11 protein-coding genes are annotated in these 13628 nt (G+C 60.2%); 7 read left to right on the top strand and 4 right to left on the bottom strand.

The features are described from left to right. Nucleotides 1–311: 311 nt before the first annotated feature. The 6 genes from ACWYRN_RS02065 to ACWYRN_RS02090 all read left to right on the top strand — a co-directional run bounded on the left by ACWYRN_RS02065 (nucleotide 312) and on the right by ACWYRN_RS02090 (nucleotide 9836). Nucleotides 312–3065 (top strand): type VI secretion system Vgr family protein, encoded by a 2754-nt coding sequence (locus tag ACWYRN_RS02065; protein ID WP_488690913.1) that lies wholly within the window; start codon nucleotides 312–314, stop codon nucleotides 3063–3065. Between the two features lie 27 nt (nucleotides 3066–3092). Continuing rightward, nucleotides 3093–5129: a phospholipase D-like domain-containing protein gene (locus tag ACWYRN_RS02070; protein ID WP_488690914.1), complete on the top strand. Its 2037-nt coding sequence runs from the start codon at nucleotides 3093–3095 to the stop codon at nucleotides 5127–5129. A gap of 3 nt (nucleotides 5130–5132) precedes the next feature. Then, complete coding sequence (locus ACWYRN_RS02075; RefSeq protein WP_488690915.1) at nucleotides 5133–6752, top strand: tetratricopeptide repeat protein; 1620 nt, start codon at nucleotides 5133–5135, stop codon at nucleotides 6750–6752. Nucleotides 6753–6895: 143 nt separating this feature from the next. After that, nucleotides 6896–7150, top strand: a complete 255-nt coding sequence (locus tag ACWYRN_RS02080; RefSeq protein ID WP_488690916.1) for a PAAR domain-containing protein — start codon at nucleotides 6896–6898, stop codon at nucleotides 7148–7150. A gap of 261 nt (nucleotides 7151–7411) precedes the next feature. Continuing rightward, nucleotides 7412–8116, top strand: coding sequence for a hypothetical protein (locus ACWYRN_RS02085; RefSeq protein WP_488690917.1), 705 nt, complete (start codon nucleotides 7412–7414; stop codon nucleotides 8114–8116). A gap of 154 nt (nucleotides 8117–8270) precedes the next feature. Beyond that, entirely contained in the window at nucleotides 8271–9836 is a 1566-nt protein-coding gene (locus ACWYRN_RS02090) for a hypothetical protein (protein ID WP_488690918.1), read from the top strand. On the opposite strand, the gene ACWYRN_RS02095 is transcribed toward ACWYRN_RS02090, so the two are convergent. From ACWYRN_RS02095 to ACWYRN_RS02105, 3 genes are all read right to left on the bottom strand, one after another. After that, a complete protein-coding gene (locus tag ACWYRN_RS02095; protein ID WP_488690919.1) occupies nucleotides 9833–10087 on the bottom strand; it encodes a hypothetical protein in 255 nt (84 codons plus the stop codon). The genes ACWYRN_RS02090 and ACWYRN_RS02095 overlap by 4 nt on opposite strands. Nucleotides 10088–10180: 93 nt before the next feature. Beyond that, nucleotides 10181–10435, bottom strand: coding sequence for a hypothetical protein (locus ACWYRN_RS02100; protein ID WP_229438713.1), 255 nt, complete (start codon nucleotides 10433–10435; stop codon nucleotides 10181–10183). A gap of 455 nt (nucleotides 10436–10890) precedes the next feature. After that, nucleotides 10891–11421: a GNAT family N-acetyltransferase gene (locus ACWYRN_RS02105; RefSeq protein ID WP_488690920.1), complete on the bottom strand. Its 531-nt coding sequence runs from the start codon at nucleotides 11419–11421 to the stop codon at nucleotides 10891–10893. Nucleotides 11422–11571: 150 nt separating this feature from the next. Between ACWYRN_RS02105 and ACWYRN_RS02110 the strand changes: the two genes are divergently transcribed. Then, nucleotides 11572–12579: a serine hydrolase domain-containing protein gene (locus tag ACWYRN_RS02110; protein WP_488690921.1), complete on the top strand. Its 1008-nt coding sequence runs from the start codon at nucleotides 11572–11574 to the stop codon at nucleotides 12577–12579. A gap of 20 nt (nucleotides 12580–12599) precedes the next feature. Here the strand turns inward: ACWYRN_RS02110 and ACWYRN_RS02115 are convergent, their stop codons facing one another. Further along, the gene (locus tag ACWYRN_RS02115; protein ID WP_488690922.1) at nucleotides 12600–13625 is read right to left on the bottom strand and encodes a hypothetical protein; all 1026 of its coding nucleotides are present in this window, start codon (nucleotides 13623–13625) and stop codon (nucleotides 12600–12602) included. Nucleotides 13626–13628 lie beyond the last annotated feature (3 nt).

Consider the following 13628-nt stretch of genomic DNA (forward strand, 5'->3'; position numbering starts at 1 on the left):
GCTCCGATACGGATGCCACGCCCGACAGCTTTTCCACATGAATCAGCAGCGGTGCCACATCGATACGGTTGCGTTGTGTCCTGCCATCACACCGTTATGTTCTCGTCTTCGTGATGGAATGCCATGTGCGCCAGCTTCAGTTCCAGCGCGGCGAAATCATACGCCCTGACCACACAACGCCCTCGATATGCGCTAGACATAACGCATGAAAATGCGTTGACGCTGATCAAATAACGCGCGGCATCATCACGATAACGTGACCTCTGAACCTTTCCAAGTGTTCTACGGCGAAAGGCCATTGGAGGCAATTAATGGGTGAAATCCAGGCAGTCGTGGCCGGCGCCGCGCGATCGGCATTCAGCGGCGAATCGCAACACAAGCGGCTCATGCGGCTCGACTTTCCGTTCAAGGACGGGCCATCCGCAATCCTCTTGCCTGACAAGCTGCTCGCGCATGAAGAAGTCTCGCGCAGTTTCCGTTTCGACGTCGAGCTGCTGTCGGACGACCCGGGCATCCCGCTGAGAACAATGATGGGCCGAATGGCGACCATTTCCCTGGTGCGTGAAGACGGCTCGCTGCGCTACTTCAACGGCTATGTCACCGAATTCAGCTTCCTGCGCAGCGACGGCGGCTTCGCCTTTTACCGGATGCTGCTCGAGCCCTGGCTCGCCTTCGCGCGCCTGCGCAAGAACTGCATGTCCTTCCACAACAAGAACGTGCTCGAGATCACCCAGGAAACCTTAAGGCATTACAGCCAGGCCAACTGGCAGATGGCCAAGGTCGACGACACAAAACTGACGGTTGCTAACCAGTATAACGAGACCGACTACAACCACCTGCACCGGCGCTGGGAAGCGCTTGGCCTCCATTACTGGTACGAGCATGCATTCGATGGCCACAAGCTCATGATTTCGGACAACAGTTTTCTCGCCAAGCCGATCGACGAGCAAGCCTGCGTGATCTCGTTCCACGACCAGGGCGGCTCACGCGAGGACGATGGCATTCATGCGTGGACGGCAATCCGGCGTATCGGCTCGGGCAAGACCACGCTCGCTTCGTTTAACTACAAGAGCCCTGGAGCACAACGCGTTGAAGCTGCTTCAATGAACCGGCAAGGCGATGTCTTTCCCTACGAAATCTTCGAGGACACCGGCGCCTATGGTTTTCGTCGGTACGCCGACGGCGTACAGCTCGCAGGGCGGCGCATGGACGAGGCGGAGAAGGACACCCAGTACTTCGAGGCGGCTGGCAACGAACGGTGCGTGCTGCCTGGGCGCACATTCAAACTGGGCGGTCACTTCAGTGCCGAATCGCATTCGCGTCGATACGACGCCAAACAGCGCAGCAGCATCAGGGACCGCTACTACCTGATCCTGTCTGCCGACCATGAGGTTTCCAATAATTACCAAGCTGGTCCAGATAAGCCGTCAGAGTACGAAAACCGCTTTACTTGCATCCGCCAGGACATCCGCTGGCGCCCTGGCCGCAACTACAACAGCGAGCCTTGCATCTACACGGGGCTGCATACTGCCATCGTCGTCGGGCCGGCAGGCGCCGATATCCACACGGACGGCCTTGGACGCGTCAAGTTGCAGCTTCACTGGGACCGGCTGGGCAATTACGATGAAAAGAGCTCACCCTGGATCCGGGTATTGAGCCCTGCGGCCGGCAGCGAATTCGGCCATATCCGCTTGCCGCGCGTCGGCGAGGAAGTCGCCGTGGTCTACCCCAACGGGAATGTCGATCACCCGCTTGTACTCGGCGCACTTTACAACCAGCATCACATGCCGCCGTGGGCGTTGCCTGAACAACAGGCGCTCGCTGGCTTGCGCAGCCGGGAACTCGGTGGCGCAACGCGCGGCAACCACCTCGTCCTTGACGACACGAAGGAAATGATCCAGGCGCAGCTGAAGAGCGATCACCTTTGCAGTCAGCTGTCGCTTGGTCACATTTCCCGAATCGAGGACAACGCAGGCCGCAAGGATGCGCGCGGAGAAGGCTGGGAACTGCGCACCGATGGCCACGGCGTGGCCCGTGCGGCCAAGGGCCTGTTGATCACCACCGAGGCGCGGCCTTCCGCGCGCGGACCGATCAAGGACATGGACGAAACGACGAAACGGCTGAATGCCGCGTACAAGCTGCACGACAACCAGGCGACAGCCGCGCTGCAGGGCCTGGCCCAGGAAAGCGGACAGCAGCATGATGTGGCCGATGTGCTGAAAACACAAAACAACAGTTTAGAAGGCACTGGTGAACAGTTTCCTGAGCTTTCTGATCCCCACCTCGTCCTGGCAAGCCCGGCCGGGATTGAGACGACCTCAGCACAATCGACCCATATCGCGAGCGGTGAACATACGGCCCTGACGACGGGCAGCCATCTCTCGATAGCAACGGGCGACAGCCTGTTCGCGAGCATCAAACAGACTTTCCGCCTCTTCGTCCACAAGGCTGGCATGAAGCTGATTGCAGCATCGGGCAGGATCACTGTGCAGGCACATGAAGACGATATCCAGGTCATCGCGAACAAGGTCCTGTCGCTCATCAGCCAAACCGACTGGATCGATTTGAAGGGAAAAAAGGGCGTTCGCTTGCACGGCCCTGAGTGTATGGTCGAAATTACCGACCGCTTGCAAGTCTTCGCGCCCAAGCCGGCGCTATTTCACGGCAACCTCGAAACCCTCGCTTCCCAGAATCGGCCCCAGCCATCGGCCGAGCACAAGATCAGCATTGCAGAGCCAAAGACGCCGGATGATCCGAAGCAGCTTCTCTTCATGCTGCAAACCCATTCCGAAAACGGGCGCCCTTTTTCAAACGTTCCTTACACCCTCTTCAAAAACGGCAGCCAGGTTGACGAAGGCATCACCGACGACCTTGGTCGTATCGCTATCGAGCATACGAGTGGAACGCCGGGTTATACAGTGGAACTTGCGAACGGCGAGAAATTCGAGCTCAAGGCCTGGGAAAAGTTCGATCCAAAAGACAAAGCCTTGTATAGCGAGCAGGTCCTGTCGAACCAGGGGGCGCGCTCGCTCGATGGCTCGGCGGAAGGCCGCACTTACTCCTGACTTGTCAGCAAACACAACGGGAACCTCATGCGCCCTGAAAAAAACTTGCGAACCGAACAGGTTCATATCGACGAAGCCAGCAGCAAAGCGACTTCTACCATCCAGTGGTTTGCTGAAGAGAAGAACAAAAAGGGAAATGCGACCCATCCCATCACCCACAACAACAGGCTCAGCGTCCATATTTGCGGAAAAGATGGTTTCGCTGCCATCGCCAGGGACATCGCGGAGGCAAAGGAGAGCATCGACCTGGTATGTTGGGGATTTGATCCGGGAATGGAATTGGTCCGCGACGGACCGGTCTGGCCGCGGGCGGAAACCTATGGCGATCTCTTGATTGCGGCGGGGAGGCGCGGCGTGCGGGTTCGTTTGCTGGTCTGGTACAGCGTCAGCGGCGGCGCGATTCAAAAGCACATGCCAGGCCATACCCATGGAAAAAATCCTTGGCACATCGCGCGAAGCGATCTGGAAGTCCAGCAAATGAGTGCCCAACACAGCATGGATCGAATACGCGAGCATGCTCGGAATAACCGCCATAAAAAGGAATGGAACATTTCGGGCGACAAGCTTGCAGCCATGGCAAGGGAAGAATATTGCTACAACTGGTACAGGGCCGCCTTCGCGGGACGGTTGGAGGGCATCCGCATCCGTACCCGCGACGGCGATTCCAGCAGCATCGGAAATGCGCTTGAACTGGAGACGAGAAAACCCGATGCCAGCGAGCGCGCGCTCTTTACATTAGGCGGCACCCATCACCAAAAGCCGATCCTGATCGACTTCGCCTATAACAAGGGCAAGAAGGCCGTCGCCTACGTCATGGGCCTGAATTCACTGACCGATTATTGGGACACTCCCGAGCATTTCGTCGAGAACCCATTGCGCGAGCAAGGCGCAGCCAAAACGAAGCAGGAGCATGCGGAAGGCGTCGACGGCAATTTCGATTTCGAGACCCTGAAGCCGTATCGCGACTACGCTTGCCGCATCGAGGGCGGCCGGGCTTTGATACCGGTTCACGAAAATTTCGAAGGGGCCTGGGAACGTGCGGCCGGCGCTGGCTCGCCGAAGCCGTACGTGTGCGGCACACCACCCTCCGCCTTGCTGCGCAAGGCCGGCTCCGCGGACTCGACGGTGCAGATCGTCAGAACGCAGCCCGAGGAAAATGACTTCACGATCAAGGAAATCTACTTCAACGCGACCCGCGTCGCCGCTGCTGGAACAGGCTACCTGTACATGGAGAACCAGTATTTCCAGTACCAGGACTGGGCCGAACACCTGCTGGCGGTTCGCAAGAAGGTCATCGCCGGCTGGAACCGCAACGCCGCAAAGATCGGCAAAAGCAAGGAAGATCTACCGATCATGCATGTCTTCGTCGTCATTCCGGCGCCAGAGAAAGCGCAGATGGTTCCGCGCACCTACGACACCCTGGCCACGCTGGGCCAGCAGGACGGCATGACCGGGCAGGTAAAGATGATCGACCGGGCCAATAAGGATGCGAAGATTCAGCAGGCCGCGTCGAAACAATTCTTCGGGGACGCTGCCGACAGGCGGGCAAGCGTGCCGAACCTCGTGACGGAAGTCGTTGTCTCCGCTGCAAACAAGATCGACAAGCCTACCGCGCTGCTTCTCGAAGACTTGTACGGCCTAAAGGTGTGCGTGGCCGTGCTCAACTCATGCGAGTTCAACCAGGCGAGGCGCGAGTGGCGCTACCGCGAAATTTACATCCATTCCAAGCTGCTGCTGGTCGACGACGGCTTTTTCACGCTTGGCAGTGCCAATTTGAACCAGCGCAGCATGGCGGTGGACAGTGAGATCAACCTTGCCACCAACGATCCACGCCATGCAACTGAACTGCGAAAGCGGGTCTGGTCGCAGCTCGCGACCAAAAAAAATGACGGCGGAAATGCGACACCGCAGGAAATCAAGGAAACCTTTGCCAACTGGGTAAAACTCATGAAAAACAATAAGGAGAAGCAGAAGTCGAAGTCTACCGCACCGAAAATGAAACAAATGGAAGGCTTCATCGTCCCACTGGACGATGGCCGGAGCTCGACGATACGCTTCGGTTAAACCATGGGTACCCTTGCTGTGATTTGCCTAGTGCACTGCCTCCGTCTGGCAATCATCCTGCTCACGTTCTTTTTGCTAACAGCCTGCGACATGGACAAGACAAAACGCCCCGGATACCTGCAAGAATTGGCTCCCTTCGATCCGCACATTACTTCCTTCGAATGCCAAACCGAAGCTAGCAAGGCTCCTCCTATAGATGCTCAGGCTGATGACTGGTTCCTTGAGGCGCGTGCCTTGGAAGATCGTACGACTTTCTACGAAGACCGCGATTACAAGAAGATCGTCAACCTAACCAGGCTGGCCGCCGAGCGACATCATTGGAAGGCGATGCTGAACCTGGCTAGTTTGTACGTCGAAGGACACGATCCGCTCAATGGCGAGGATGCGGCGCTGATGCTAGTGTCACAGGCTGTCGAACTGGGCATCCCGGCCGCTTATGATCGCATGGGTACCTATTACCTCAACGGCACAGGCGTATATGGCGATCACGACCGCGCCTACGCCTTTTTCCAAAAGGCTGCCGCATTGGGAAACCCACGGTCGATGCACTTCCTGGGTGAGAAAATGGATGCCGGTGCAGACAACCTAAAACCGGGCTATTGGGGTAATATCCCGATCGCGATAAAGATGTTCGAATGCGCGCTGGCCCAAGGTTATGGCCCCGCTGCCGAAGAACTTGAGTATATGTATCGCGTACCAAGGGCGCCAGATGGGTCAGAGCTTGGTGAAGTGACTTCGGAAGATCGTGCGCGCGTGATGCGCGCCCTGCACGAGGGCGTGAAAGGTGGCTGCCAGCAGTGCGCGAACAGCTTGCGCTATGAGTTCAACAATCCCGACGACCTAGCAAACATGTTCGTGCCCTTTATCGACAAAGCGCGCGCCCAGCGCTACAGCATGCTAATGGACGCACTCAGCTTCAACCCTGACCGCCGCTTTCCCAACCTCGACAAGATCCTCCCCCTGCCGCCTGCCGTGCTGCCGCCCTGGGACGGCACACGCGAAAGCCTGCTCGCGGCGGCCATGGCCGTCGTGCCCGCACCAGCCACACCGGCACCGACCGAGGCTTCGTTGAGAAAAGGCCGCTACTTCCTCGACAGCGCCTACGCCTTTCGGCCGCTCGCGGAAACGACCGATGCACTGCAGGCGCCGGTCGCTGGCTACTGGCAGCCGACCGCGCCGCAGGAAACGGCCGAGGTGCGCACCTTCATGGCCAAGATCGCGCCCGGCCTCTACGGCAAGGGCGAAGCCTTCGAGCAGCCACGCGCTCCGGACGGCATGGGTTCGAAAGCCATCAACAGCATCGTCTGGCAGCGCGTGCTCACCGTGCGCAACGACGGCGGCGCGGTCGCACCGCGCACCGCGCTCAGGCTGTCGCGTCAGGTCAAGTGGCCGTCACCGCAGGTGGAGTGCACTGGTAATAAACAATGTGCCGTGACAGGCACGTGGCAGCCATGGCTCACGCCGGGCCATCCACTCGAACAGGAAGTCAATCATGCCTGGCGGCAGCGCTGGCTGACCGCTGGACAACCCTTTCCCGATCCGAAGCGCGACTGGATGCTGCCGCTGGACAGTGCGGAACTGAAGTGGCATCTGCTGGAGGCGGAGACGCCGAAGCAAAAATAGTCTGTGCGACCGCGCCGGACGACTTTATTTCGCAAATAACGCTGTTTCTTGCTCAGTGTAATTTTCAACATCCAGATAGCAGCTTTGCTCGACGAGTATCGTAGCGGGCAGGCCTGGCACTTAACAATGAAAGGCTAACGAACATGAAGCATGAAGGACGTGGCGTCATTCGGATGAATGACAAGACGGATCACGGCGGCCAGGTCATCTCGGTTTCATCAGGCACCGTGGTGATGGGTACGGAAGCAGCCCTGGCCGATGACATGACCTTCTGCCCCCAATGTAAAGGAAGGTTTTCCATTAAACCGGATGGTGCCGGTGCCAGGCACGCAGGACAGTCCTATGCGTATGACAACGATCTCACCGCCTGCGGTGCTAAGTTGATTTCCTCTATTTAGAGAACCATAAAGGAATCAATCTTGAACAAAAAAGTCGGGATGCTCAATTCAGAGGCGGCCTGCAAATATTTCTTAAAATCAAAGGCTTAATTCATCACATTAGTAGTGACGCACAACTTTATCCACAGTTTCTGTGAAGAACTTGGCTCTTGACAGCGTTATTCCAGCATGGCGACACAAAAGCGCGCGCTGCGGCATAGTATGGCTGAGCTTGCAACCAAGAGTCGTTTTCCAGTCCGCGTCGCCCAACCGTGAGGCCCCATGCGCTTGATCCCTAAACTCGTCCTGGCCAGCGCCTGCCTCCTTGGCAGCATGGCCGCCACCGCCGCCGAAGCCAACGACCCCATCGGCCACTACTACCTGAGCGGCATGACCGAAGTCGGCTCCGAACTGCTGCTGAAGAAGTCGGGCGAATTCGAATGGGTGCTGATGTACGGCGCAACCGACATGGCGGCGCAAGGCACCTGGAAGCGCGAAGGCCAGCGCATCGTCCTCACCCCGCATACTCCGCGGCCCGGGAAATTCCGGCTCTTCACGGAAGCCGAACTCTCGATTAAGAAAGACCCGCGCCAGGGCATCTGGGTGGCGATTGTCGGCGTGCCGGCGACCGGCCCGGTGGCCGGCATCGAGGTCCGTTTCGAAAGTGCCTCCGGACGCAAGGCCAGCGCGGTCAGCGGTCCGAACGGCGACGCGATCGCCCAGATGCCTGCGGGCGAAACCTGGAAGCGCGCCGGCCTGCGCCGTGCCGACAGCAAGGACGAGTGGACCTGGTTCGACGTGCCGGCCGAGCGCGCCAGCAAGCGCATCGCCGGCTTCGTGGTGCTCAATCCGGGCGAACTGCAGGCGGCGCCGTTCAAGACCCTGAGCCTGTCTTCCAGCGAGGGCCGGCTGAGCATCGACGAGAATCCGATGGGCCTGCGCGGCACCTATGCCAAAGCCCCAGGCAAGGCGGCCTCTACAGACTGAAATTGCCGGCGCTGCACGGCGCCTTCCGAGCATGCGGCCGGAAGACTCCGATACTGGCCCGTCCTTGATACAGCTCGTCTTCTGCGGCCAGGCGACTGCCTACATTGGCCTGACGCCATGCACCACGCATGCGCGAAAACCATGAGAGGCTCACATGCATATCCTGAGAAGCAAGACGCTTCGTGCGGCAGGCGGACTGGTACTCGCCGCACACCTGGCGGGATTCGACGACGGCACCAGGGCCGCGGCGCCAGCGAACGGCGCGCAAGGCGCCGGCGCGCTCCACGCCCCAGCCGACGTGTACGGCATCGTCAATCTGGTGCCGTCCCAGGCCCTGGTAGCCCACATCAACGCCAGCGGCCAGGCCGCCTTCGAGTACATCGGGCTCGACTACAATGCCCATGTCGGCTTCTTCGATGGACAGCGTGTCATCCACCCTATCACGCCAAGCAACACCGTCTCGTTTCTCGGCGCCCTGAACGACCGCGGCGAGCTGGCCTTCGTGTCGCGGTATGTCGACCCCGACGATCCCTGGTCGACGAACCTGCAACCGTATCGCTGGTCGGCGGCCCGGGGGCTGGCCCGCCTGCCCTCGCTCGGCGCCGCTGGCGACAGCTGGATTCCCGCCATCAATAACAACGGCATCGTCGTCGGGGCCTCGTACACGGGTTCCGACCCCGCCACCGGACGCGGGGTGCGCTGGAGCGCGGCCAACCGCTTGACGGTGCTGCCCAGGCCGCCCGGCTTCGACCTGAGCTATGCCTTCGACATCAACGAGCGCAACGTCAGCGTCGGCAGCGTTACCGACGCCGGCGGCATCAACCACGCCGCGCGCTGGGACAGCGCCAACCGGCCCACGGTACTCGGCACCCTTGGCGGCGTACGCGGCGCCATTGCCATGTACAACAACGAACGTGGCGATATCGCCGGGATGCTCGATGGCGGTACGCCGGATGCGCGCGCATTCCTGTGGAGCCCGTCACGGGGCGTGGCCACCCCGGGGCCGAACGCGGTGGTGGTCGGCCTGAACGAGGCAGGCGAAATCGCCGGCCGCATCGTTTCCCCGGACGGCGCCAGCCGCGCCTTCCTGTACTCGCGCGCACGCGGACTGGTCGACCTGCACCCCGCATCGCTCGCGGTGTCCGAAATAAACAGCCTGAACGATGCGGGCGTCAGCGTCGGCGTCGCCTGGGCCAGCCAGGGCGAGCGCCGCGCCTACCGCTGGTCGCGCACGGGCGCGGCCGTCGACCTGAACACGCGCCTGCTCAATCCGCCGGCGGGACTGACCCTCGCTTCCGCACTCGCCATTGCCGCCAATGGCGACATCGTCGCCGAGTCGAGCGCCGGCCTGGTGCTGCTGCGCCGCGGCGGCGGCGGCACCGACGCGCCGGTGCTGGGGCCAATCAACTTTCCCGAGACAGCACTGAACCGCCCGCTGCCGCTTACCCTATCCTTCCGCGACCACAACGTCGGCGACCGCCACAAGGCGACCGTCGACTGGGGCGACGGCCTGGGACCGCAGCCGGCCGTGGTGCGCGCAGCGCGCGGCAGCGGCGAGGTCAGTGCCCGGCATACCTTCACCACGGCGGGCGCGCGCAACATCATCGTCCGTGTCACCGATTCGACCGGCAGGAGTACCGTGCAATACATGGAGGCCCTGATCGGCTTCCGCACGGCACCGGCGCCGCGCGCAGCGCCGGCGCGGCCATACGGGCGCTAGTCGACATACACCCCGGCCCTGCGGACGCGATTGACCAGCAGCGTCCCGGGCCGGGATTCGGGGAGTGCTTGTCGCTCGAATGCGCCACTTGCGACAGCCTGCTCATAGGTGTTGAACCTGTGCTCGGCGATGGGGCTCGGAAAGATCAACAGAGCGAGCACAAGCACGGCAACCAAACCCAGGATGAGCCAAACGAGCCACTTGGCAAATGTTCGCATTACCTGGATCACCTCATGGACCGATGTGTTCAATGAGCGATTCTGGTCGATTACGTCCGTACAGCGTACTCGTTCGACCCCAAGCGAACATCCGGTATCGCGGATCGATTTCCAGATACGTCATCGTTACGCGTCCATGCTTGATTCGTCCCTATCAAGCCCATTCTGCACAAAATGCAGTTCAGGATCCAGCTTCAGCCCGTCTGGATCCTCGGCAATCTGCGAATATTCCGATAGTGCTCGTGCTGGTTTCGGTGGTGGTGCCGGCCCCATGCCCGCAAATGCGGCCATCATCAGTACGGCGAGCCAGCGATATCGCTCTTTCCAGGGCCGCCGCTCAAGAATCGCATTCGAGGAAGGCTCTTTGTTTTCGTCATCCACTGAGAAGATCACTTTCGTTTAAATGCTGTCACGTACCGACCGCTTTGCCGTTCATGTACAGCACACAGGCAAACGGTATAGGCCACTGATTTAGCCCGGTCTACGCCTTCATGCATATATTTTCGATCGCAGGATTCAGCTTTTTCATGGGAATGGCTGTACAGCGATTAATCTGGTGATTTTCTAAACCATTTCAATGGTGAAACAGAATTGAATCATACGACTGCATGATCTCCATTCAGGTTAACAGAACGCCGATCGTTGTCCGTCCTCGAATAACTTGAGGTGACGATTGAACGTCCGCCATTGGCCGATAGTGGGCGGTCGGCATGATCCAGTATACGTTCTGGTTGTTACCTGGACCAATCGCCAACTCGCTGCAGGCCGTGCTTGTTGTAGTAGACCTTATTGTTTTATGGCGATCTTTTATTAGCGTCCCGTGTATCCCAGCAAACCTATACAAGCGAGCCTTCCCGCTTAAGCGTGTAAATGCCGACCGCTTTGCCGTATATCTCAGTCTCCGCTTCATACATCAGGCCGAGGCGCCTGGCAACGCGCAGCGACGATGCATTGCTTGATGCGATGAGCGCCCGGACTGTGGGTTCACCTCGGATGTCAAGCGCATAATCCAGCGCTGCTGCCGCCGCTTCGTTTGCGAATCCCCGGCCCCAGAACGCACGATAGGTATTCCAGCCTAGCTCCATCACCGTGGATTCCTCGCGAAAAAACGCACCAACAGTCCCGACGACTTGACCCGTTTCCTTTTCCTCGACAGCCCACCATCCGGCGCCATCGATGAGCCATAGTCCTGCCTGTGAACAGAAGATTCGCCACGCCGCATGCCGGTCGGCCGAACCCAGGTGGGCCGCGCTGACAGGATCGGCGAGATGCGCTGCAAATGCGGCGAAGTCCTGCCGTTGATATTCACGCAGCACGAGTCGCTCCGTATGCAGGTATGGAACACAAGTGACGAACTCGCTATGCATACGCTTGATCCCCTGTACTGGTGCCGATTGCGAACGATTGTAGCGTTTGCAATTGAGCCATAACGGTCATCGCCAGATTATTTCTTTGATACCAAATGCGCATCCGGCGCATACAATCTCAGCTTTCCTCAACAAACAAGCCGGGGCCCTGTGCAAGAACTCTGGAATTATTATGAACAACTGGCAGCGCGCTTGCCGTCACACGGCCCGGGTTTCAGCGTAGCCATCCTGCGCGATGGAGAAACCGTATTCGAACGCCACCACGGGTTGGCTTCTCTCGAACTGAATGTGCCCTTGTCGCGCGACTCGGCCTATTACCTCGCATCGGAATCGAAGCAGTTCACGGCCGCGTGCATCATGGCCCTGGTGCGTGACGGCCTGATCGGCCTCGATGACGACGTATGCCCTCATCTGCCCGAGCTGGCACGATTCGAACAGGCTTTCCCGTTACGAAGCCTGCTGAATCACAGCAGCGGCATTCCGGATTATTTCCAGTTCCTGCAATGCCAACTGGGGCGCCATGAAGCCGACTACTTCAACAACGACACCATCCTGCAACTGATTGCCCGCATGGACACGGTCGAGTGTCCGGCACAGACCGGGCACCGTTACAGCAACAGCAACTACATCCTGCTTGCCGCGCTGGTTGAACGCCTGAGCGGGCTATCGCTGACGAAGTACGCCAGGAAGATCCTGTTCGAGCCGCTCGGTATCCATCGCCTGGGCTTTGATGACGACCGGTTCAATGTGATTGCACATCGCGTGTTCAGCTACGACGTGGACCCGTCCCGCCCCTTCGGCTACAAACAGCACCTGGGTAACGCCAACACGGTCGGCGATGGCGGCATCTACGGCAGCATCGCCGATTTGTTGCGTTGGGAAGTGGAATGGCACCGCCAGTGGTCCGACAAGTCGAGCCTGCTGCACGCCATGCTGCAACGTTCTCCCTTCCTGGACGGCACGGTGCCTGACTACCGGTTCGGGTTGGAACTGACGCACAGGTTCGGCCAGGACGTCGTGTTCCATAGCGGTGGCCTGTGGGGCTTCAACACCTTGATTGTCCGGCTACCGCAAAGCCGTACGTCGATCATCCACCTGGCCAATTGCGAAGATGCGGGGCCGGAGATGGATCGCATACTCGCCGCCGCGCTCGCGTAGAAGCCGAGCAAGCGGCACGATCAGCCGCTGCAATGGGTCCGTTCAGGCGATGGGCAATTTGGTGTGGGCCCGGCACAGTTCATCGTGCAGCTGCCGCACCGCTTGCGCGGCCGGAACGCTGGCGCCCTTGCCGAGCGACTCGATAAAACGGCAGGCGGCAAACCCTGCGGCGGCGTGGTCATAGCGCTCCAGCCACGCACGCCGCTCCGGCAGCCGCTCGGGCGAGACCGGCCAGGTGCCGGGCCGGGCCGGGTATGGTCTCCGATGCCGATGCGCCAGGGTTTGGCAGACACGCGTGCCCTGAAGCAGTGCTGGTTCAGGCACATGGCCGCGTACACTGGATCAGCCGCCAATGCCCGGAAACACTCGGCCACCTCGGCTTCCAGCGGATCGAACAGGCGATGGGTAGCGAGCAGGCGCAAGCCGGCGGGCGTTCGGTAGAGATGGACCAGCCAATCCGGACGCGTGCCCATGAAGCGCAGGATGTTTGCGCGCGCCACCGCCTCCGGACCACCCCGGGCCTGGACGGCCAGGCGATGGGCACGGTTCGCAATGGGGAACGACAACACCAGGGTCAGCAGCACGCCGATCACAGCCGCGGCCAGCAGGCTGCCAGGGCCCTTGCCGGCTGCCGCCATCAGATACAGCATCACCGCACCGGCTGCGAGCAGGAACAGCGCGCTGCCCCAGACCGTGCGCTTGCCAGGGCCGACATTGAAATCGATATCGACGAACAGCACGTTCGGCGTATTGATGCAGCGTGCGCCGTAGGCGTTGCGGGTGATGACGGTCTCGCCGACGCGGTCGACCACCTCCTCCCGGATCGGTAACCCGTCGCCGCCGTTGTACGGCACTTTGCGCTCGCGTCGCGGCAAGGTTTCGCCGGCGACGGCACGCGCCAGCGCTGCGTCGACACGCCGCTGGGCATTGTGCTGCGCATCGTCCTGGCTGGCGTCGGACCAGCCGAAACGCCTGACAGTGATCTGCTTGCCCTTGCGGCGATATTGCGCCCGGGCTTCTGCCCAGAAGCTGGGAACGATCATCATTTG

It is taken from the genome of Massilia sp. BAP21 (assembly GCF_057801335.1).

Coding starts and splice junctions, on each gene's coding strand:
- ACWYRN_RS02075 (WP_488690915.1), top strand. CDS start 5,133: ATGGGTACCCTTGCTGTGATTTGCCTAGTGCACTGCCTCCGTCTGGCA.
- ACWYRN_RS02105 (WP_488690920.1), bottom strand. CDS start 11,421: ATGCATAGCGAGTTCGTCACTTGTGTTCCATACCTGCATACGGAGCGA.
- ACWYRN_RS02115 (WP_488690922.1), bottom strand. CDS start 13,625: ATGATGATCGTTCCCAGCTTCTGGGCAGAAGCCCGGGCGCAATATCGC.
- ACWYRN_RS02080 (WP_488690916.1), top strand. CDS start 6,896: ATGAAGCATGAAGGACGTGGCGTCATTCGGATGAATGACAAGACGGAT.
- ACWYRN_RS02090 (WP_488690918.1), top strand. CDS start 8,271: ATGCATATCCTGAGAAGCAAGACGCTTCGTGCGGCAGGCGGACTGGTA.
- ACWYRN_RS02065 (WP_488690913.1), top strand. CDS start 312: ATGGGTGAAATCCAGGCAGTCGTGGCCGGCGCCGCGCGATCGGCATTC.
- ACWYRN_RS02070 (WP_488690914.1), top strand. CDS start 3,093: ATGCGCCCTGAAAAAAACTTGCGAACCGAACAGGTTCATATCGACGAA.
- ACWYRN_RS02085 (WP_488690917.1), top strand. CDS start 7,412: ATGCGCTTGATCCCTAAACTCGTCCTGGCCAGCGCCTGCCTCCTTGGC.